The 17,842-nt window shown below is 63.9% G+C and carries 17 protein-coding genes; 2 read left to right on the top strand and 15 right to left on the bottom strand.

Annotated elements, in window-relative coordinates:
* Positions 1 to 6: 6 nt before the first annotated feature.
* Complete coding sequence (gene mddA, locus JHL16_RS33675) at positions 7 to 768, bottom strand: methanethiol S-methyltransferase (RefSeq protein WP_200189217.1); 762 nt, start codon at positions 766 to 768, stop codon at positions 7 to 9.
* Between the two features lie 90 nt (positions 769 to 858).
* Here mddA and JHL16_RS33670 point away from each other — a divergent pair, with 90 nt between their 5' ends.
* Positions 859 to 2,817, top strand: a complete 1,959-nt coding sequence (locus tag JHL16_RS33670) for a BTAD domain-containing putative transcriptional regulator (RefSeq protein ID WP_200189210.1) — start codon at positions 859 to 861, stop codon at positions 2,815 to 2,817.
* Positions 2,818 to 2,890: 73 nt separating this feature from the next.
* Here JHL16_RS33670 and JHL16_RS33665 read toward each other — a convergent pair whose 3' ends face one another.
* From JHL16_RS33665 to JHL16_RS33630, 8 genes are all read right to left on the bottom strand, one after another.
* Positions 2,891 to 3,409: an OmpA family protein gene (locus tag JHL16_RS33665; RefSeq protein ID WP_348647317.1), complete on the bottom strand. Its 519-nt coding sequence runs from the start codon at positions 3,407 to 3,409 to the stop codon at positions 2,891 to 2,893.
* A gap of 11 nt (positions 3,410 to 3,420) precedes the next feature.
* Positions 3,421 to 4,110, bottom strand: coding sequence for a L,D-transpeptidase (locus JHL16_RS33660; RefSeq protein WP_200189207.1), 690 nt, complete (start codon positions 4,108 to 4,110; stop codon positions 3,421 to 3,423).
* A gap of 176 nt (positions 4,111 to 4,286) precedes the next feature.
* Complete coding sequence (locus JHL16_RS33655; RefSeq protein ID WP_200189205.1) at positions 4,287 to 4,805, bottom strand: OmpA family protein; 519 nt, start codon at positions 4,803 to 4,805, stop codon at positions 4,287 to 4,289.
* A 3-nt stretch (positions 4,806 to 4,808) separates the two neighbouring features.
* Positions 4,809 to 5,501 carry a L,D-transpeptidase gene (locus JHL16_RS33650; RefSeq protein WP_200189203.1) on the bottom strand — a complete coding sequence of 231 codons (693 nt, stop codon included), beginning with the start codon at positions 5,499 to 5,501 and terminating at the stop codon, positions 4,809 to 4,811.
* Positions 5,502 to 5,598: 97 nt separating this feature from the next.
* Positions 5,599 to 6,840 (bottom strand): aminotransferase class III-fold pyridoxal phosphate-dependent enzyme, encoded by a 1,242-nt coding sequence (locus JHL16_RS33645; protein ID WP_200189201.1) that lies wholly within the window; start codon positions 6,838 to 6,840, stop codon positions 5,599 to 5,601.
* The gene (locus tag JHL16_RS33640; RefSeq protein WP_200189199.1) at positions 6,837 to 8,960 is read right to left on the bottom strand and encodes an ABC transporter permease; all 2,124 of its coding nucleotides are present in this window, start codon (positions 8,958 to 8,960) and stop codon (positions 6,837 to 6,839) included. Before JHL16_RS33640 ends, JHL16_RS33645 begins: the two co-directional genes overlap by 4 nt.
* A complete protein-coding gene (locus JHL16_RS33635) occupies positions 8,960 to 10,099 on the bottom strand; it encodes an ABC transporter ATP-binding protein (protein ID WP_348647316.1) in 1,140 nt (379 codons plus the stop codon). The genes JHL16_RS33640 and JHL16_RS33635 overlap by 1 nt, the downstream gene beginning before the upstream one ends.
* A 74-nt stretch (positions 10,100 to 10,173) precedes the next feature.
* Complete coding sequence (locus tag JHL16_RS33630) at positions 10,174 to 11,136, bottom strand: extracellular solute-binding protein (protein ID WP_200189195.1); 963 nt, start codon at positions 11,134 to 11,136, stop codon at positions 10,174 to 10,176.
* 98 nt (positions 11,137 to 11,234) lie between these two features.
* On the opposite strand from JHL16_RS33630, the gene JHL16_RS33625 reads away from it, so the two are divergent.
* Positions 11,235 to 12,113: a LysR substrate-binding domain-containing protein gene (locus JHL16_RS33625; protein WP_200189193.1), complete on the top strand. Its 879-nt coding sequence runs from the start codon at positions 11,235 to 11,237 to the stop codon at positions 12,111 to 12,113.
* Between the two features lie 9 nt (positions 12,114 to 12,122).
* Here JHL16_RS33625 and JHL16_RS33620 read toward each other — a convergent pair whose 3' ends face one another.
* The 6 genes from JHL16_RS33620 to JHL16_RS33595 form a co-directional block, all read right to left on the bottom strand.
* Positions 12,123 to 13,142: an Ldh family oxidoreductase gene (locus JHL16_RS33620; protein ID WP_200189192.1), complete on the bottom strand. Its 1,020-nt coding sequence runs from the start codon at positions 13,140 to 13,142 to the stop codon at positions 12,123 to 12,125.
* A gap of 8 nt (positions 13,143 to 13,150) precedes the next feature.
* Complete coding sequence (araD, locus tag JHL16_RS33615; protein WP_200189191.1) at positions 13,151 to 14,884, bottom strand: L-arabinonate dehydratase; 1,734 nt, start codon at positions 14,882 to 14,884, stop codon at positions 13,151 to 13,153.
* A gap of 117 nt (positions 14,885 to 15,001) precedes the next feature.
* The gene (locus tag JHL16_RS33610) at positions 15,002 to 15,727 is read right to left on the bottom strand and encodes a ribonuclease activity regulator RraA (RefSeq protein ID WP_200189190.1); all 726 of its coding nucleotides are present in this window, start codon (positions 15,725 to 15,727) and stop codon (positions 15,002 to 15,004) included.
* Positions 15,728 to 15,738: 11 nt separating this feature from the next.
* The gene (locus tag JHL16_RS33605; protein WP_200189189.1) at positions 15,739 to 16,587 is read right to left on the bottom strand and encodes an ABC transporter permease; all 849 of its coding nucleotides are present in this window, start codon (positions 16,585 to 16,587) and stop codon (positions 15,739 to 15,741) included.
* The gene (locus JHL16_RS33600) at positions 16,587 to 17,504 is read right to left on the bottom strand and encodes an ABC transporter permease (protein ID WP_200189188.1); all 918 of its coding nucleotides are present in this window, start codon (positions 17,502 to 17,504) and stop codon (positions 16,587 to 16,589) included. The genes JHL16_RS33605 and JHL16_RS33600 overlap by 1 nt, the downstream gene beginning before the upstream one ends.
* A 9-nt stretch (positions 17,505 to 17,513) precedes the next feature.
* The gene (locus JHL16_RS33595) at positions 17,514 to 17,840 is read right to left on the bottom strand and encodes a hypothetical protein (protein ID WP_200189187.1); all 327 of its coding nucleotides are present in this window, start codon (positions 17,838 to 17,840) and stop codon (positions 17,514 to 17,516) included.
* Between the last annotated feature and the right edge of the window lie 2 nt (positions 17,841 to 17,842).

Here is a 17,842-nt window from a genome sequence, read left to right as displayed (position 1 = left end):
TGAAATTTACCGGGGCTGCTTTTCCGGCGCCTGTTTTTGCTTGAGTGCCGGGCGCGGGAAGAGCATGCCTACGTCGCGGCGATAGGTCCGGTATCTGTCGCCGAAGACTGCGATGAGATCGCGCTCTTCGAGAAAGATGCCGAGAAGGATGTAGCCGGTGGTCGCCAGCGAAAACAGGAGATGGCCGACCGTCATGGTTGGCGCCGCCCAGAAGGCGAGCAGAAAGCCGACATAAAGCGGATGACGAACCCATTTGTAGAACAGGGGCGTGTGAAATTCGGGCGCCGGCAGTTTCTGGCGGCGCAGCCGCGCCCAGACTTGCGCGAGCCCGAACAGGTCGAAGTGATTGATGAGGAAGGTGCTGAGCAGCAGGATGCCCCAGCCGAGCCAAAAGATGCCGTGCAAAGCCGCTATTCCTATGGGGTTCTCGACCTGCCACACGATGTCGGGCATTGGCCGCCACTGCCACAGGAGCAGCGCCAGGACGAGGCTGGCGAACAGCACATAGGTGCTGCGCTCGACCGAGTGAGGCACCAGTTTCGTCCAGATGCGCTTGAAAGCGGGACGCGCCATGATGCTGTGCTGTGCGGCGAACAGACCGAGCAGCAGCACATTGACGATGAGCGCCTCGGATACAGGCCCCGCGAGGCCGCTGTCGATCGTCTTGGGTACGATGATGTTGCCGACGAAACATATGGCATAAAGAAATGTGCCGAGGAAAATCGCATAGGCGATGGCGCCATAAAGAAGGGCGATGAAACCTGCCATTGTGTGCTCCTGCTGAAAGATGCGCCCTCGCCACGATGATGATAGGATGTCAGCGAGGGCGCAGACGTTGGAGGAAGCGTGGAAACGCTCATGGAATCCGCTCTGCCCGGCCATGACGAGCCGCTGAGGCTCAGGCTGCTGGGGCCGCTGGCCGTCAGCCGCAAGGACGTGGCTTGTGCGCTTCCGGCCTCGCGCAAGCTCAGGGCGCTGCTGGCCTATCTGACAGTGGCGCCGCAACCCGTCGGCCGCGCCTTTCTCTGCGAGCTGCTCTGGGATGTGCCGAATGATCCGCGCGGCGAGTTGCGGTGGTGCCTGAGCAAGCTGCGCGGTCTTCTCGACGCGGCGGGCCGCGAGCGGGTGGTGACGGCGGATGACAAGGTCGCGCTTGATCTCAATGGGTGTACCGTCGATGTCGCAGAGATCTCCACTGCCATCGCCACGGGACTGGAGAAGCTCGGGGCCTCGCGGCTCGGCGCGCTTTCGGCATTGTTCACCGGCGATTTTCTCGAGGGGCTGGAGGTTGACCGCTGTCCGGATTTCGCCGCCTGGCTGATGGCGCAGCGCCGGCGCTTCCGGGCCTGGCATGTGGCGGTGCTCGAACATCTCGTGGCATGTTCGGACGGATCGGATGACAAGATCTTCGTCAGCCTCGAGAAATGGATCGCGCTCGCGCCCTTCGACCGGCGTGCCCATCTGAGTTTGCTCGCGGCCCTTGCCGCGCGGGGCCGTCTCCAGGAAGCTGACGAGCATCTGGCGGCGACGGTGCGCCGTTTCGATACCGAGGGCATGGATGCCGGCACATTGCGCGAGGAATGGCGGCGCATCAGGACAGGCGCCATGCCGTCGGTGCGGATGGATACCACCCCGCCGCCCGAGCCCAGTGCTCAACGCCGCCGCGCGCTGGCGATCATGCCTTTCATCGGCGAGGCGAAGAGTGACGGCCTCACCCAGGACATCATTACCAGGCTCGCCAAATTGCGCAGTTTCGCCGTCATTGCCCGCGGCTCGGTGGCGGTCCTGGCCGAGCGCGGCGTCGAGCCGGTGGAAGCGGGCCGCCGTCTCGAAGCCGACTATGTCGCGAGCGGAACGCTCAGCCGGCGCTCGGACCGCCTCGTCGTGACGATCGAGCTCGCCGAGACGCGCAATGCCAGGATCGTCTGGACGGAAGTATTCGATGAAGCCCGCGAAGACACGTTTCTCGTGCTCGAGGAAATCGGCGCGCGGATCGTTTCGGCGATCGCCGGTGAGATCGAGGCCGCCGAGCGCGGCCGCGCGGTGCTGAAGCCGCCCGCCTCGCTCGATGCCTGGGAGGCCTATCATCGTGGCCTCTGGCATATGTATCGCTTCACCAAGGACGAGAACGACCAGGCGCGCCATTTCTTCGAGACGGCGGTGACGCTCGATCCTGCCTATTCGCGCGCTTATGCCGGTCTCTCTTTCACCCATTGGCAAAGTGCCTTCCAGCGTTGGGCCGACCGCAAAAGTGAAAGCGAGCTCGCTTACAAAGCGGCGGGCCAGGGGCTCATCGCCGATGAGCATGATCCGGCGGCGCATTGGGCCATGGGGCGCGCGCTGTGGCTCAAAGGCGGACGCGACGATGCGATGGTCGAATTGCGCCAGGCGGTGGCGCTCAGCCCGAGCTTCGCGCTCGGCCATTACGCGCTGTCTTTCGTCGGCTGCCAGTCGGGCGATCCGCGCGAGGCGATCGGCTCATCCGATCATTCGCGCAGCCTGAGCCCGTTTGATCCCTTGCTATTCGGCATGCTGGGGACGCGGGCGCTCGCGCATGTCCGATTGGGCGAATTCGAGGAAGCGGCGGAGTGGGCGCTCAAGGCGGCGGGACGGCCCAATGCCCATGCCACCATCCAGGCGATCGCCGCTTATTGCCTGGCGCTCGCCGGCCGCATCGAGGAGGGCCGCGTCTTCGCCGCCGCGGTCCGCCGCACGCTGCCTTCTTATGGCTTCGAGGATTTCCGAACGACCTTCCAGTTTCCCGCCGATGTCGAAAGCCTGTTCCGCCAGGGCGCTAGGCGGATTGGATTGGAGTAGCGCGCAACCTTCTCCGAGATTTCCCCTTCTCCCGCCTGCGGGAGAAGGGGGAGTTAGGCAGACCGCCGTCCACTCAAAACTCCGGCGTCTCCTGCAAATTTGTAATCACGCGCCGGTTCTGCGACTGGCATTCGATCTCGGGGCAGTCGGTGCCGATCTTGTCGCGGCCATAGCCCTTGGCGAGCAGGCGTTCGGGCGCGATGCCTTGCGAGGCCAGATAGTCGCGCACCGCTTCGGCGCGTTTCTGCGACAAGGCGATCTGTGCTTGCGCATCGCCCGGATCATCCGCGGAGCCCTGCAGCTTCACTTTCCACTGCGGATATTTGTTGAGCCACTCCACCTGCTTGTCGAGCGTCATCAGCGCTGTCTCGTCGAGCGCAGCCGAACCTTCCGCGAAGAAGATGCGGCGTCCGACATTGACCATGAAATCCTCTTCGCTGCCGGCCTCGACGCTGATGCCGCCCTGGAGGGGCGTGGTCTCGGCCTCGGACGCGCCGGGCGGATTGGTCTTTTGCACGATCACATAGGCCGCCACCAGGGCGATCAGCGCCAGCAGCAACCACGGAGCAAGACCGTTCGGCAATTTCTTCACGTTATCCGGCATCAGCCCGGCGGCTCGGTATGGGCCGTCGCGGCCTCATCGATCACCGGTGCCCCCAGATGCTTGAGGACGAGCACGCGTGTGCCGAGCGGACAGCGCAGATAGAGATCGATGATGTCTTCGGGGAACATGCGGATGCAGCCATAGGAAACATTCGCGCCGATGGTCCACGGCTCGGGCGTCCCATGCAGGCGATAGCCGAGATCGACGCCGTCACGATAGAGATAGAGTGTCCGGGGACCCAGAGGATTATCGGGCCCGGGCGCCATCGACACCGGCAGCTCCGGATGGCGCTGCCTGAGGCCCGGCGGCGGATCCCAGCGCGGCCACAGCGTCTTGTGGTCGATGCGGGCGCGGCCATACCAGCGATAGCCATCCTGTCCGACGCCCACGCCATACCGCAAGGCGGTGCGGTTCTCGAAAACAAGATAGAGGAAGTGATTGCCGGTATCGATCACGGCACTACCCGGCGGCTCGGTGCTGAAATACTGCACCAGCTGGCGCCGCCAGCGCGGCTTGATCTTCTTCCAGTTGGTCAGGCGGTAGGCATGCCCATAGTCCTCCTGGTCGCCGGCGAAATAAGCGAGAGCGGCGGGGCTGTAGGCCCGCGCGCTGGCGTCAGCCCGCACTAAACCACCGGCGGTGCAGGCCGCCGCGAAACCGGACAGGAATTGACGTTTGGTCAAGGACATGGCCCGACACCTCAACTCGAGCCCTCACTCAAGCCGGCTTAGTCTACATCATTGCGATGGCCTGCCAAATAGAGCATCGGACCGAAAAGTGCGAAGCGGTTTTCGGAGAATCCGATGCGCAAATAAGAAGATAAAGCGTGATGGCGGCTCTTCCTGAAGCCATCACGCTTTAGGCGTCAGAACTCGGGATTCTCCTGGAGATTGGTGACGACCCGCCGATTCTGCGACTTGCATTCGATCTCCGGGCAATCCTCGCCGATCTTGTCACGGCCATATCCCTTGGCCAGCATGCGCTCGGGCGCGATGCCGCGTGAGGAGAGATAATTTCGTACCGCATCGGCGCGCTTCTGCGACAAGGCCTTCTGTGACGCCACCGAGCCCGGATCATCGGCCGAGCCCTGCAGCTTCACCTTCCATTGCGGATGTTGATTGAGCCACTCGGCCTGCTTGTCGAGCGTCACCCGCGCCGTGTCGTCGAGCTCGGCCGAGCTCTGTTTGAAGAAGGTTCGGCGCCCGACATTGACCATGAAGTCTTCTTCAGTGCCGGCAGTCACATTGATGCCGCCACCGATCGGGGCATTGGTGCCTTCGGTCGGTGACGCCATGTTGCTGGTGCCGCCGCTGCTGGCGCAGCCCAGAAGCGCCAGCGTCAAAGCGAGGGCGGCGATGTTTTTCAGGTTCGTAGCGATCGTCATGGATCAATCCGGCGGTTGGGTGTCGACGGGCGCGCTTTCGTCGATGATCGCGGCGCCCAGATGTTTGAGGACGAGGACACGCGTGCCGACCGGGCAGCGCTGATAGAGGTCGATCACATCCTCAGGGAACATGCGGACGCAGCCCGAGGAGACATTCGTGCCGATCGACCAGGGCTCGAGCGTGCCATGCAGGCGATAGCCGAGATCGGCGCCCTTGCGGAACAGATACATGGCGCGCGGCCCCAGCGGATTGTCAGGGCCACCTTCCATCGATTCGGGCAGCTCCGGCTGGCGCTTGCGCATCTCGGGCGGCGGTACCCAGCGCGGCCACAGCGCCTTGCGGTCGATGCGGGCGCGGCCATACCAGCGGAAGCCGTCGCGTCCGACGCCGACGCCATACCGCAGCGCCGTCTGGTTCTCGAAAACGACATAGAGAAAGTGATTCGAAGTATCGATCACAACGCTGCCGAGCGGCTCGATGCTTTCATATTTGACGAGCTGGCGGCGCCATTGCGGCTTGATCTTCTTCCAGTTGGTCATCCGGTAGGTATGACCGTTATCCTCCTGGGTGCCGCTGAAATATTTGAGCGCCGAGGCGCTGTAGGTCTTGGAATAGGCCTCGGCCTTTTCAGCCAAGCCGATAGTGCCGAGCGCCGCGGCGGCGCCGGTGAGCAGTTCCCTGCGAGTCAAAGACATGGCCCAATATACCCCGTTTGGACCCCCCTCAGGCATCACTCTACATGAACGTAAAGTCTTGCCAAGACAGGACGATCGCCCGCCGGCCGGTCGGGAGCTAGGCCAGGAGCCCGGCAACCCGCTCGATCCGCGCCAGGGCCTCGGTGATTTCGCTGTCCGTGATGGTCAAAGGCGGCGAAAAGCCCATGCCCGTCTGGCCTTTTTCGGTGGCCGACAGCCCCTCCTGCCAGAAGGTCTCGACCAGGCGGTCGGTGAAGCGGGGCCCGGGTTCCATGCCGCAGGCCTCCGGCGCGAAATCGATGGCGAGCAGCAGCCCCTTGCCGCGGGCCCCCTTGATCACCGGATATTTCGTCGCGAGCTTCGCGATCTCGGCAATGACATGGTCACCGAGCCGCGCCGCCCGGGCGGCCAGCCCGTCCTCCTCGATGATCTCGATCGTGGTGAGCGCCGCCCGCGTGGTGAGCGGGTTCTTCTCATGGGTGTAGTGGCCGAGATCGAGATCGGCGGCGACATCGAGGCGCGCATCGGCGATGACCGCGGCGATCGGGGCGACACCGCCGCCCAGCGCCTTGCCGAGCACGACGGCATCGGGAACCACCCCCACATGCTCGAAGGCGAAGAAGCGTCCGGTCTTGCCGAGGCCTGAGGGAATCTCATCGAAGATGAGTTTCGCGCCATGGACATCGCACAGGCGGCGGACCGCCGGCCAGAAGCCCTCCGGCGGCAGATGGCAGTTGGAGCGGATCGGCTCCGCAATGACGGCGGCGATGCCGGTCCGGCTCTCGTCGAAGATCCTGCTCATCTCGGTGAGCGTTATCATCGGGCCGTCTTCGCTTTGCCAATAGCCCGGCACATGGTGGCGGCCAGGTAGGAAAGGGCCGAGCCGCGCATCCGGCTCGGCGCTCGACAGGCCGAAGGCGCCAAAGCCATGGCCGTGATAGGAACCTTCGAAGGATATGGTTTCATGCCGTGCGGTGGCCACGCGGGCGAGCTTGAGCGCGATCTCGATGGCGTCCGATCCGCCGGTCGCAAACAGCACTTTCGCAGGAGCACCGGGCCAATGATCGAGCAGCTTCTCGGCGAGGCGCACCGCTGTCTCATTGGTGAAGCGGCGCGGCGAGAAGGGCAATGTGTGGAGCTGCTCCTTGAGCGCGGCGATGAGGCGCGGATGGCCGTAGCCCAGATGATGCGCCGTATTGCCGTGCAGATCGATGAAGCGTCGGCCTTCGATGTCTTCGAGCCACACGCCTTGCGCGCTTTTGAGAGCAAACGGACAGGGCGATGAGCTCTCCTGATGGAAGAACGCGGCGGCGTCGCGGGCGATGAGATCATGGGTCATGAGAAGGCCTGTTCATTTTTGGATTTCCATCGCGCGATACTGGGAAATTGCCGGAAGCGTTTCTTGCCCGGCGGCTGATCGATGAGCCACACCAGCGTCATGGCAAGGAGGGCGAGCGCCAGGAGGATCACGCTTTTGGCGCCGGCATAGCCGAAATCGCCAGACGTGGCGTGGTTGAAGATGGTGACGGAAGCGAGCTTGTGGTCACCCGAGACGAGGAAGATCACCGAGGAGAGTGTCGTCAGCCCGTCGATGAAGACATACAGCATGCCGAGCAGCAGCGCCGGCCGCAGCATCGGCAGCGTGACATGGACGAAACGTGTGAAGAGGCCGGCGCCCAGGCTTTCCGCTGCTTCGTCCACTGCCACATTGAGCCGCTGCAAAGCGGCGCGCGCCGCCAGCACCCCGACGAACAGATTCGAGAACAGGATATTGAGCACCAGGATGGCGGCGCCGCCGGTGAGCGACAACTGGGTGAACCCGAAAGGCGCGTTGAAGGCGACGATATAGCCGATGCCGAAGATGATGCCGGGCAGGATGGCGGGTAGCAGGGCCAGGAACACGATGAGATTGGCGCCGGGTGGCTTCATGCGCTCGACGACGTAAGCGATGACGACACCCAGCAATCCGCCGATCGGCGCCGCGATGCCGGCAATGGCAAGACTGCTCCAGATCGTATCGAGGCCGCGCTCGGAACTGCCATAGCCGGAGCCGGCAAGACCGACATCGACGCCTTGCGCGGTGAAATAGCCGAGCGTGAAGCTCCAGTCGACGCCCCAGACGCGTGTCACCGCACCCAGCGCCATGGTCGCATAGATGGTGAGCACCAGGAGAGAAACGAGGCCGGTGAGCGTGCCGAGCGTGAGGCGCCAGGAGGCGGGCAGGGGCAATTCGCTGAGGCTTCCCGCCTCGCCGGTCGAATACCGTTTGCGCGCCCCGATCCGCTCCAGGACGAGATAGAGAAGGAGTGGCGGCAGAATGAGCCAGCAGCACAGAGCGGCGGCGAGCGGCATGTTCTGATAGGCAGTGATCTGGTCATAGATGACGCCGGCAAGAACCGGCGTGTCGCGCCACAGCAGCACTGGATTTCCGAAATCGGTGAGGCTCAGGATGAAGACCAGCGCGATCGCCCGCTTGAGTGCCGGCCAGGTGAGCGGCAGCGTGACTTGGGCGAAGATCGTGCCGTGACGGGCGCCGAGCCCCGCCGCCGCCTCGTCGACGCGCCCGCTCTGCCGGCGCAGGCCATTGTCGAAGATGATGATCGCCGCGGGCATATAGGAGAGAGCCTGTGCCAGCATGGTGCCGAAGAAGCCATAGACATTCGTCTGGTCGGCATCGATCAGTCCAAAAGTCTGGTCGAGCAGGCTGTGGGTGAAGAGGCCGCGCCTCCCGAACAGCATGATGATCGCGGTGGCGATCAGCACCGGTGGCGTCACCAGGGGTGTGAGGAGAAGTGCCCGCGTGATAGCCGGCCGGCGCACCCCGCCATGATTGATGGCATAAGCGAGCAGCAGCGCCAGCGGCACGCCGAACAATGTCGTCGCGGCGGCCAGCGTCAGGCTGTTGAGCGCGGCGGTGAAAAGATAATTCTGCTGGAAGAGCGCCAGGTAATTGTCGAGCCCGGTGCGGTTGTCGGCGCCGCTGCGCAATTGATCGAAGCGCGCCTCGCCGATCTGGGCGCGCACCTTGAAGGCGAGCGCGATGCGCTTATGCAGCATCACATGGGCGATCGGGATTTCTTGAGTGACGGCCGGCCGCGTCTCGGTGGGCAGGTTGGCCAGCACTTGCTCCATGGCCTGCGTCTGGTCGGTATAGGAGGCCTTGCGGTCCCAGCCGATCAGCGTGCCGGTGAGCGTGAAGGCCATCGCGGTTGCATCGACGCGTTCGGAGAGGCTCGCGCTGTCGAGCCAGCGCCGCTTGAGCTCAGCACTTTCATCCTGCGGCAGCGCCGCCAGGGCCTCTTCGGTCACGATCTTGAGCCGCTCCGGCGGCAGCGTGCCGCGGATGACGAAACTTTCGATGAGGATGGCGCCGATCGGATAGGCAATGAACAGGCCAAGCGCCACGAGCACGATGCAGGTGACGATCACCTTGGGCAGATGCCTGACGAGATTCGGCATTACGGCATGTCGTCGCGCACGATCACCGCGGTTCCGGCGTCGGGCCGGACCGAGACCGGCATGCCGATGGCGAAGCCTTGCGGATTTTCGAGCGACGGCCGGTCGGCGATGATCCTCTGGCCGGAGGGGAGCGCGACGCCGAGGCGGAGATGGGCGCCGAGGAAAGTCATCGTCTCGATCCGGCCGGTGATCCCTTTCGTGTCGCCCGGAAGCACTTCGATATGCTCGGGACGATAAAGCGCGGTCATCGGCCGCCCGGCATCGCTGGTCTTCATGCGGTCGGCGAGCGGCCAGACGCCATCCGTGGTTTCGAGACCATAGGACAGAGCGCGTCCCTTGATCAGATTGGACGAGCCGATGAACTGCGCCACGAAACGTGTCGCGGGGCGATGATAGATTTCGGCCGGCGTGCCGATCTGCTCGATGCGGCCCTGGCGCATGATGGCGACACGATCGGACAGAGCGAGAGCTTCCTCCTGATCATGCGTCACATAAAGCGTGGTGATGCCGAGCCGGTCGACCAGCGCCCGGATTTCGCTTCTGAGCTTGATACGGATGCGGGCATCGAGCGCCGACATCGGCTCGTCGAGCAGCAGCACTTGCGGATCGGCGGCGAGCGCACGGGCGAGCGCCACGCGCTGCTGCTGGCCGCCCGAAAGCTCATGCGGATAACGCTCGAGCAGCGCCTCGATCTCGAAGAGCCGCGCCAGCTCGCTGACCCGCGCCGCGATATCGGCTCTGGGTTTGGCGGCGATGGTGAGCGCGAAGGCGATATTCTGACGTGCCGTCTTGGTCGGGAACAGCGCATAGGACTGGAACACGAAGCCCATATGGCGCTGTGCCGGCGGTGTGTGGGTCACGTCCTGGCCGGCGACCAGAACGCGGCCTTTGTCGGGATGGACGAAACCGGCAACGATGCGCAGAAGCGTGGTCTTGCCGCAGCCTGAATCGCCGAGCAGCGTCACGAACTCGCCACGCTTGAGGTCGAGCGCGACGTCATTGACAACGGCCGGCCCGTTATAGGACTTGCTGACGCCCGCAATCGCGAGATGTGCGCTGCGGGCGTCAGGCGCGGGATGCGAAAAAGTGAATGCCGGTTTTTCGCGAGAATCCGGCGCCGACAAATGAGAATCGATCACGTTGATGAGTTTGGATCGTGACGATCCAAACTCATCGTGATCGAGCGAGGGTAACGTGCCGTGCATCGGCCCGGCTACTGCTTGAGGATGCGGCTGGCGAATTCCTTGCGGAATTCGGCGATGTCGACGGGCCGGCGCATCTTCCACAGCGTGATCGTGTTGAGATCGACGAGGCCATGGCCGGGAACGGCGGTGGCGCCGACCACCTTGCCGAGCACCGCGGCCGCGTCTTCACTCGCCATGAAGTCGAGGAAGATCTTGGCTTCCGCCGGATTGGGCCCGCCGGCGACGAGTCCGCCGCCTTCCGCGACATTGGGTGTGATACGGCCATAGACGATCTCCACCGGCTTGCCGGAAGACTTCGTCTCGAAGCAGGTCGTGTCGAAGGTGAGGCCGATCGCCACTTCGCCCGAGCCCGCCAGCGCCGCACCGCCCGAGCCGCCATCCGAATATTGATAGACATTCGCGTTGAGGTTTTCGACGAAGGGCCAGCCGAAGGCGTCGACGAAGGTGGTGAGGATGGCGCCGCCGGTGCCGGATTTGAGCGGCGAGGGGAGCGAGATCTCCTTGGCATAGACCGGCTTGATCAGGTCTTCCCAGGTCGCCGGCATCGGCAGATTTTTCTGCGCGAGCCGGTCCTTGTTCACCACCATGCACATCGTGGTGGCGAAATATTTATTGTAGAAGCCGTCGGGGTCGCGGAAATCGGCGTTGATCTTCGACTCCTTGGGCTCATAGGGCTCGAACACGCCGGCCTGCTTGAGCTGTTCCAGCGCGACATTGTTGACGAGATAGACGATGTCGGCCTGCGGTTTGGTCTTCTCCGCGATGGCGCGCTCGGCGATCGGACCGGTCGAGCCCGAGACGAATTTCACCTTGATGTCGGGATGTTTCTTTTCAAAGGCGGCGACGATCGCCGTGTTGACGCTGTCGGAGGCATTATAGACGACGATCTCGCCGGCGAGCGTGGTGCCCGTGCTCAGAGCGAGGGTGAAGGCGGCGGCGGCAAGGCGCCGGATCGATCTCGAATGCGTCATGGTGACTCTCTCCCGTTATGAGGCCTGTTATATTAGTGTTGCTTAAATCTGTGACGGTCGTATGAAGTGTTCCTAATTGGATAGAGGCTAGGATTCGCATGAATTTCGCGCAATTGCGGGCCTTCAACGCCGTCGCGACGCACCGTACTTTCTCCACCGCCGCACAGGCCTTGGGCGTCACCCAGTCGGCCATCACCCAGAACATCAAGTCGCTCGAGGAAAGTGTCGGCACGCACCTGTTCACGCGCACCGCGGCTGGCGTCGAGCTCACTGCCAGCGCCTATGATCTCTTGCCCAGGGTGCGCGAGATCGTGCTCGCTCTGGAGGATCTCGATGCCCGGATGGGCAAGACGCGCGATCTGCGCAGCGGCCATCTGTCGGTGGGCTTGTGCGCGCCCTATGTCGCCATGCCGATCTTCGAGAAATTCGCGAGTGCCTATCCGGGTGTCACCTTCTCGGTCCGGCTCGACAATTCAAGCAACCTCCTCGATCTCGTGGCGCAATATGATGTCGATGTCGCCGTCGTCACCTTGCTCGAGCCCAAGGCGGGTTTCGCCTGCGAGAAGCTGTTCGACCAGGAGGTGCGGATCCTTGTCCATCGGAACCATCCGTTCTGGAAGCGTGGTCACGTCACCTTGGCGCAGTTGCGCGGCGAGCCCTTCATCCTGCGCGAGGCGGGCTCGATGACACGCCAGATCTTCGAGCGCGCATTGGCGAAGCGCGACATCGAGATCGCGACGCGGCTTATGCTCGGCAGCCGCGAGGCGGTGAAGGAGGCGGTGGGCGCAGGGCTCGGCCTCGGCATCGTGCTCAACCGCGAGATCGGCCATGATCCGCGTCTGCGTGGCCTGCGCGTCAAGGATGCCGATCTGTCGGCCGGCGAATATCTGGTGACCCTGGCCAAGAACCGCGACCGCGGCGTGATCCGCGAATTTTTCGCGCTTGCTGCCGCTTATGCGGCGAAGGATGCGGGTTAGCTCAATTCGTCATTTGCCGAGAAGGGCGGCGATCTCCCGTTCCAGCGAAAGCCGGGCGGCGGTTTCACTGAGGATACGTTCGACCGCGGGATGGAGCATGAGGCCCGAGCGCCGGCTTTCTTCGCGCCTTTGCCGGCTGCGCGCTCCGGGAACGACGTCGAGCCTGTTGAGAAACGCCGCCGTCTCGCGCTCATAGATGTCTTCCGTCGTGAAGCGCGCGGCATCGAGATAGATCGAGAGCATATTATTGGTGGCGTCATCCGGCGCATGGCCTTTATGCGTGGCGCCGCCGGTAAGCGCCCCGGCCAGCAGCTCGATGACGACGGCGAGGCCGAAGCCCTTGAAACCGCCAAAGGGCAGCATCGCGCGTTGGCCCGAGAGGAGGAAGTCGGCAGGATCATCGCTGAGCGTGCCATCCTGCTTGAGGATCGAGGCGCGCGGCAGCTTCTCACCGCGCTCATGTGCCTGCTTGATCGCATTGACCGAGAAATCGCCACTGGCGAAATCGACGATGACGGGATCACCCCGGCGACGCGGCAGGCCGAATGCCGCCGGGTTGGCGGTGAGCCGTGCCAGCCGGCCTTGCGGCGGCACGACGCTCGAGGGCGCACCCGGCGCATTGATGAAATGGAGCGAAGCGAGGCCGGCATCGGCGGCGAGTTCCGGCCATTTGCCGTTGCGCCCGAAATGACTGCTACCGGTGACCGCGACCGCCGCGATTCCGTGTTCTTTCGCCACCGCGATGCCATGCCGGGTGGCGAAGGCGCCGGCGACCTGCCCGAAGGCGTTGTTGCCGGCAATCCGCAGGATCGGTCCATCCTGTGAGAGGATCTGCGGCCGCGCCTGGCCCACCGATCTGTCGGCGAGAAGCCGCTCCACATAACGCGCCACCAGCCGCAGGCCATGCGAGCCATGACCGGACGCTTCGGCGTCGGCCAGATTCTCCGCGACATCGCGCGCGATGTCGGGCGCCGCTCCGGCCTTGGCGAGGAGCAGGCCGACAGCTTCCGCCGCCCGTGCTTCGCTCAAGCGCGCGCTCAATAGATTGCCGGCTCACCGACCGGCGCGCCGAAGCCGGTCTCGAGGAAATCGAAATCGCAGCCTCTGTGCGCCTGCGTCATGTGACGGCCGGCGAGCCAGCCGAAGCCGCGTTCATAACGAGGCGGCGGTGCCTTCCATTCCGATCGTCTCTGCGCCAGCGTCTCCTCCGGCACTTCGAGCGCGATCGTCCGGCGCGCCACATCGACCGAGATGATGTCGCCATTGCGCACCAAAGCCAGCGTGCCGCCGACATAGGCCTCGGGCGAGACATGCAGCACGCAGGCGCCATAGCTGGTGCCCGACATGCGTGCGTCCGATATGCGCAGCATGTCGCGGATGCCGGCTTTGATCAGCTTCTTGGGGATGGGCAGCATGCCCCATTCCGGCATGCCCGGCCCGCCGAGCGGCCCGGCATTCTTCAAGACCATCACATGATCGGGCGTGACGTCGAGATCGTCGCGGTCGATTTGGGCCTTCATCTCGGCATAGCTTTCGAAGACGATCGCGGGTCCGCGGTGCTTGAGGAGGCGCGGCTCGGCGGCGGAGGGTTTCATCACGCAGCCATTGGGCGCCAGATTGCCGCGCAGCACTGCGGTGGCGCCTTCGGCATAGATCGGCTGGTCGAGTGGACGGATGACGTCCTCATTATATATGGCGGCGGTCTCCGAGCTCTCGATGATCGGCCGGCCCGTCACCGTGATCGCATTGGCGTGGAAATGCGGTATGAGGCGCTTCAGGATGGCCCTGAGGCCGCCGGCATAAAAGAAGTCCTCCATCAGATAGGTCGAACCCGACGGCCGGATATTGGCGATCACCGGTATGCGCCGTGACATAGCGTCGAATTCATCGAGGCCGTAGGAAATGCCGGCGCGGCCCGCCATGGCGATGGCATGGATGATGGCATTGGTCGATCCGCCGATCGCCATCTGCACCATCGTCGCGTGATCGAAGGCTTCGCGGGTGAGGATCTTGTTGGGGGTGAGATCTTCCCACACCATCTCGACGGCGCGGCGGCCTGAGGCGGCAGCCATGCGCTGATGCGATGAATCGGCGGCGGGAATCGAGCTCGCGCCCGGCAGCGTCATGCCCAACGCCTCGGCATAGGCGGTCATGGTGCTCGCCGTGCCCATGGTCATGCAATGTCCGTAGGAGCGCGCGATGCCGCCTTCCATGCCGGACCATTCCTCCTCGGTGATCTTGCCGGCGCGCCTTTCGTCCCAGTATTTCCAGTTGTCGGAGCCCGAGCCCAGTACCTGGCCGCGCCAATGGCCGCGCAGCATCGGCCCGGCCGGCACGAAGATCGCCGGCAGGCCGGCGGAGGTCGCGCCCATGATCAGCCCCGGCGTGGTCTTGTCGCACCCGCCCATCAGCACCACGCCGTCGATCGGATGGCTGCGGATCAATTCTTCGCATTCGATCGCCAGCAGATTGCGGTAGAGCATGGTCGTCGGCTTGACGAAGGGCTCGCTCAGGCTGAGTGCCGGCAATTCGGTCGGCATGCCGCCCGCTTGCAATATGCCGCGCTTGACCCATTGCACCCGGTCGGGGAAATGCGCATGGCATTGATTGATGTCGGACCAGGTATTGATGATGCCGATGATCGGCCGGTCCCAGTCGACCTTGTCATAACCCATCTGGCGCGCCCGCGAGCGATGGCCGAAGGCGCGCAGGTCGTCGACCCCGAACCAGCGGCGGCTGCGCAGATCGGCAAGCTTTTTGCGTTTGTCCATTATTCTCTCCCAGATGAGTTTGGATCGTTACGATCCAATCTCATAAACGTGATCGATTCTAGTACTTAGCGCGGGATTCTCACGAAAAGCCGGCATCCACCTTTTTCATATCCCGCGCTATGCGCTGATCTGCGCGCCGCGCCACTGGCTGTAGGCCGCGCGCGCCTCGGGCCCCGGCGGATAGAGACCCAGTATAGTCTCGCCGGCCATCACCCTTTCCTGCACGAAGTCCTCGAACATCGTCTGCTCCACCGCTTCCTCGGCGACCGCATCCGCGATCTCGCGCGGGATCACCACGACGCCATCCGTGTCGCCGACGATCATGTCGCCCGGATAGACCGCCACATCGCCGCAGCCGATCGGGACATTGAGATCGACAGCATGATGGCGGATGAGATTGGTCGGCGCCGACGGCCCGCTATGGTAGGCCGGGAAAGGCAGTTTGGCGATATCGCCGGAATCGCGAAAGCCGCCGTCGGTCACGATGCCGGCGGCGCCGCGCTTCCACAGCCTTGTCACCAATATGTCGCCGGCGGAAGCCGCACTGCGGTCCTTGCGGCTGTCGATCATCATGACATGACCGGCCGGGCATTCTTCGACGCCCTTGCGCTGCGGATGCGCCCGGTCTTCGAAGACCTTGAGATGGTCGAGATCCTCGCGCGCCGGAATATAGCGCAATGTGTAGGCCGGCCCTGCCATCCGCGCCTCGGCCGGATTGAGCGGATGGATGCCGCCGATGAAACAATTGCGAAAACCGCGCTTGAACATGACCGTCGTCAAGGTGGCGGTCGAAACCGTAAGCAGCCTGTCGCGCGTCTTCTCGTTGAATGCCGGTTGTGTCATGTCATTCTCCTTCAGGTGATTTCCCAGCCGCCGCGGGCGAAATACCGGCGCATCCAGTCGCCGCTCAGCCCGATGGCGATGACGACCAATGCTATGCCGAGGCCGGGCAGGGTGGAAATCCACCAGGCATTGTCGAGATAATTTTTGCCATTGGCGATGATCCGTCCCCAGCTCGGCACGGTCGGCGGTGTACCGAGGCCCAGATAGCCGAGTGCTGATTCCGCCAGGATGATCAGGCTGAGCTCGGCGGTGAGCACGATGATCAAGGGAGCGATGAGATTCGGCAGGATGCAGGACCAGATGATCCTGGGCACCGGAAAGCCCAATGTCAGCGCTGCCTCGACATAGTTCTGCTGTTTGGCCTTGACGGTCACGGCGCGCGCGAGGCGGGCGATCTGCGCCCAGCGTGTCACGGCCAGCACCAGGATGACGGCGAGAATGCTCGGTGGCACGAAGGCGGCGAGGAAGACCGCGATCAGGATCGACGGGAAGGACAGCTGGATGTCGGCGATCCGCATGATGAGCGTCTCGGACCGGCCGCCCAGCCAGCCCGCCATGACGCCGATCAGTGTGCCGGCGAGGCCGGCGATGAGAGCGGCCGACACCCCGATCAGGAGTGAGGTGCGGGCACCATGTACGATCTGCTCCAGCATGCCGCGGCCGAGTTGATCGGTGCCGAGGAGGAAGAACGCGCCATTGCGATTATGTGAGAACGGCGCCAGGAGCCGGCTGCTGGTGTCGACCGAAGCCGGATTGAAGTCGATGAAGAATGGTCCGATCGCGGCGGCGAGGCACAGCGCCATAAGCATGACCACGCCGACGGGAAATTTCCGGATCTTGAGGCTTGTGGGCTCTGTCATCAGGCGGACCGGAAGCGGGGGTCGATGAAGCGATAGGCGAGATCGACCAGCAGATTGACGGCGACGACCATGACGGTCATCAGGATGATGCAGCCCTGAACGACGGGATAGTCGCGCGTCGCGATCGAGCGGATCAGCAATTGCCCGATGCCCGGCCAGCCGAAGACGCTTTCGATGACCGCCGCGCCGCCGAGCAGATGGCCGAACTGCACCCCGCCGATGGTCAGCACGGGAATGATGGCGTTGCGCAGCACATGGCGTTTGAGGATGTCGAAGAGGCGCAAACCGCGGGCGCGCGCCAGCGTGACATAAGGTGCCTTGAGCACGCCGATCGTCTCGTTGCGCATGAGACGGAAATTGACGGCGGCGAGGGGCAAAGCCAGCGTCACCGCCGGCATGATAAAAGCGAGCCCGCTGCCGCCCGAGCTCGGCAGCAGGTGAAGCGTACGCGAGAAGATCAGGATCAGCACGATGCCGAGCCAGAAATCCGGCAGCGACAAGGCCACGAAGGCGCCGCCGCTGGTGATCTTGTCGGTCGTCCGGTCGCGCCGGAGGGCGCAGAGAATGCCGAGCGGTATGGCGATGACGATGGTGAGCAGAATGGTGACGAGGCCGAGCAGCACCGAGGGGCCGACACGCGACAGGACCAGCTCATGCACCGGAATGCCTTGTGTGATCGACTTGCCGAAATCGAGCGTCGCGGCCTTGCCGAGATAGATGCCGAGCTGGACCAGCAGAGGCTGGTCCAGTCCATAGGCTTCGCGCCCGCGGGCGATCTCTTCGGCGCTCGCCATGTCGCCGAGCAGCACTTCGATCGGATCGCCGGGGGCGACGCGGACCATGATGAACACGGCGGTGGCCGTGACCACCGTGGTGATCAGGGCCTGGAATATCCGCCGCGCGACGTAGCTCCACATGGGTCTGGTCTATTTGAGATTGAGATAGACGATCACTTTCGGCTCCGTTTTCACCGCATCGATGCGGCGGATCCTGAGCCAGCCACCGAAGTGCTTCACCCGGATGAAGCCGAGATCGGCGCCTTCGGCGATCTCGCATGTGCTGCCCTGGGCGCACCAGCGCATGCCGTCGGGCGAGATCTCGGCCGTGAAGGCGAGCTTGCCTTTGTGGTTCGGATCGAGGACGCGGATGAAAAAGATCGCTTCATCCGCCCACGCGGCCTCATAAGGCTCGCTGGTGAAGTCCCTGCCGCAGACGACATTGCGCTCGACGGCTGCCGTGTAGCTCTCCCGCATGT

The organism is Taklimakanibacter albus, assembly GCF_016595235.1.
GTDB lineage: Bacteria > Pseudomonadota > Alphaproteobacteria > Rhizobiales > Aestuariivirgaceae > Taklimakanibacter > Taklimakanibacter albus.
This window is presented reverse-complemented; position numbering and strand designations above follow the sequence as displayed.

Excerpts from the sequence above, each read along its gene's own strand:
- mddA (WP_200189217.1), bottom strand. The coding sequence starts at position 768 with ATGGCAGGTTTCATCGCCCTTCTTTATGGCGCCATCGCCTATGCGATT.
- JHL16_RS33670 (WP_200189210.1), top strand. The coding sequence starts at position 859 with ATGGAATCCGCTCTGCCCGGCCATGACGAGCCGCTGAGGCTCAGGCTG.
- JHL16_RS33660 (WP_200189207.1), bottom strand. The coding sequence starts at position 4,110 with ATGTCCTTGACCAAACGTCAATTCCTGTCCGGTTTCGCGGCGGCCTGC.
- JHL16_RS33655 (WP_200189205.1), bottom strand. The coding sequence starts at position 4,805 with ATGACGATCGCTACGAACCTGAAAAACATCGCCGCCCTCGCTTTGACG.
- JHL16_RS33650 (WP_200189203.1), bottom strand. The coding sequence starts at position 5,501 with ATGTCTTTGACTCGCAGGGAACTGCTCACCGGCGCCGCCGCGGCGCTC.
- JHL16_RS33645 (WP_200189201.1), bottom strand. The coding sequence starts at position 6,840 with ATGACCCATGATCTCATCGCCCGCGACGCCGCCGCGTTCTTCCATCAG.
- JHL16_RS33640 (WP_200189199.1), bottom strand. The coding sequence starts at position 8,960 with ATGCCGAATCTCGTCAGGCATCTGCCCAAGGTGATCGTCACCTGCATC.
- JHL16_RS33630 (WP_200189195.1), bottom strand. The coding sequence starts at position 11,136 with ATGACGCATTCGAGATCGATCCGGCGCCTTGCCGCCGCCGCCTTCACC.
- JHL16_RS33625 (WP_200189193.1), top strand. The coding sequence starts at position 11,235 with ATGAATTTCGCGCAATTGCGGGCCTTCAACGCCGTCGCGACGCACCGT.
- araD (WP_200189191.1), bottom strand. The coding sequence starts at position 14,884 with ATGGACAAACGCAAAAAGCTTGCCGATCTGCGCAGCCGCCGCTGGTTC.
- JHL16_RS33610 (WP_200189190.1), bottom strand. The coding sequence starts at position 15,727 with ATGACACAACCGGCATTCAACGAGAAGACGCGCGACAGGCTGCTTACG.
- JHL16_RS33605 (WP_200189189.1), bottom strand. The coding sequence starts at position 16,587 with ATGACAGAGCCCACAAGCCTCAAGATCCGGAAATTTCCCGTCGGCGTG.
- JHL16_RS33600 (WP_200189188.1), bottom strand. The coding sequence starts at position 17,504 with ATGTGGAGCTACGTCGCGCGGCGGATATTCCAGGCCCTGATCACCACG.
- JHL16_RS33595 (WP_200189187.1), bottom strand. The coding sequence starts at position 17,840 with ATGCGGGAGAGCTACACGGCAGCCGTCGAGCGCAATGTCGTCTGCGGC.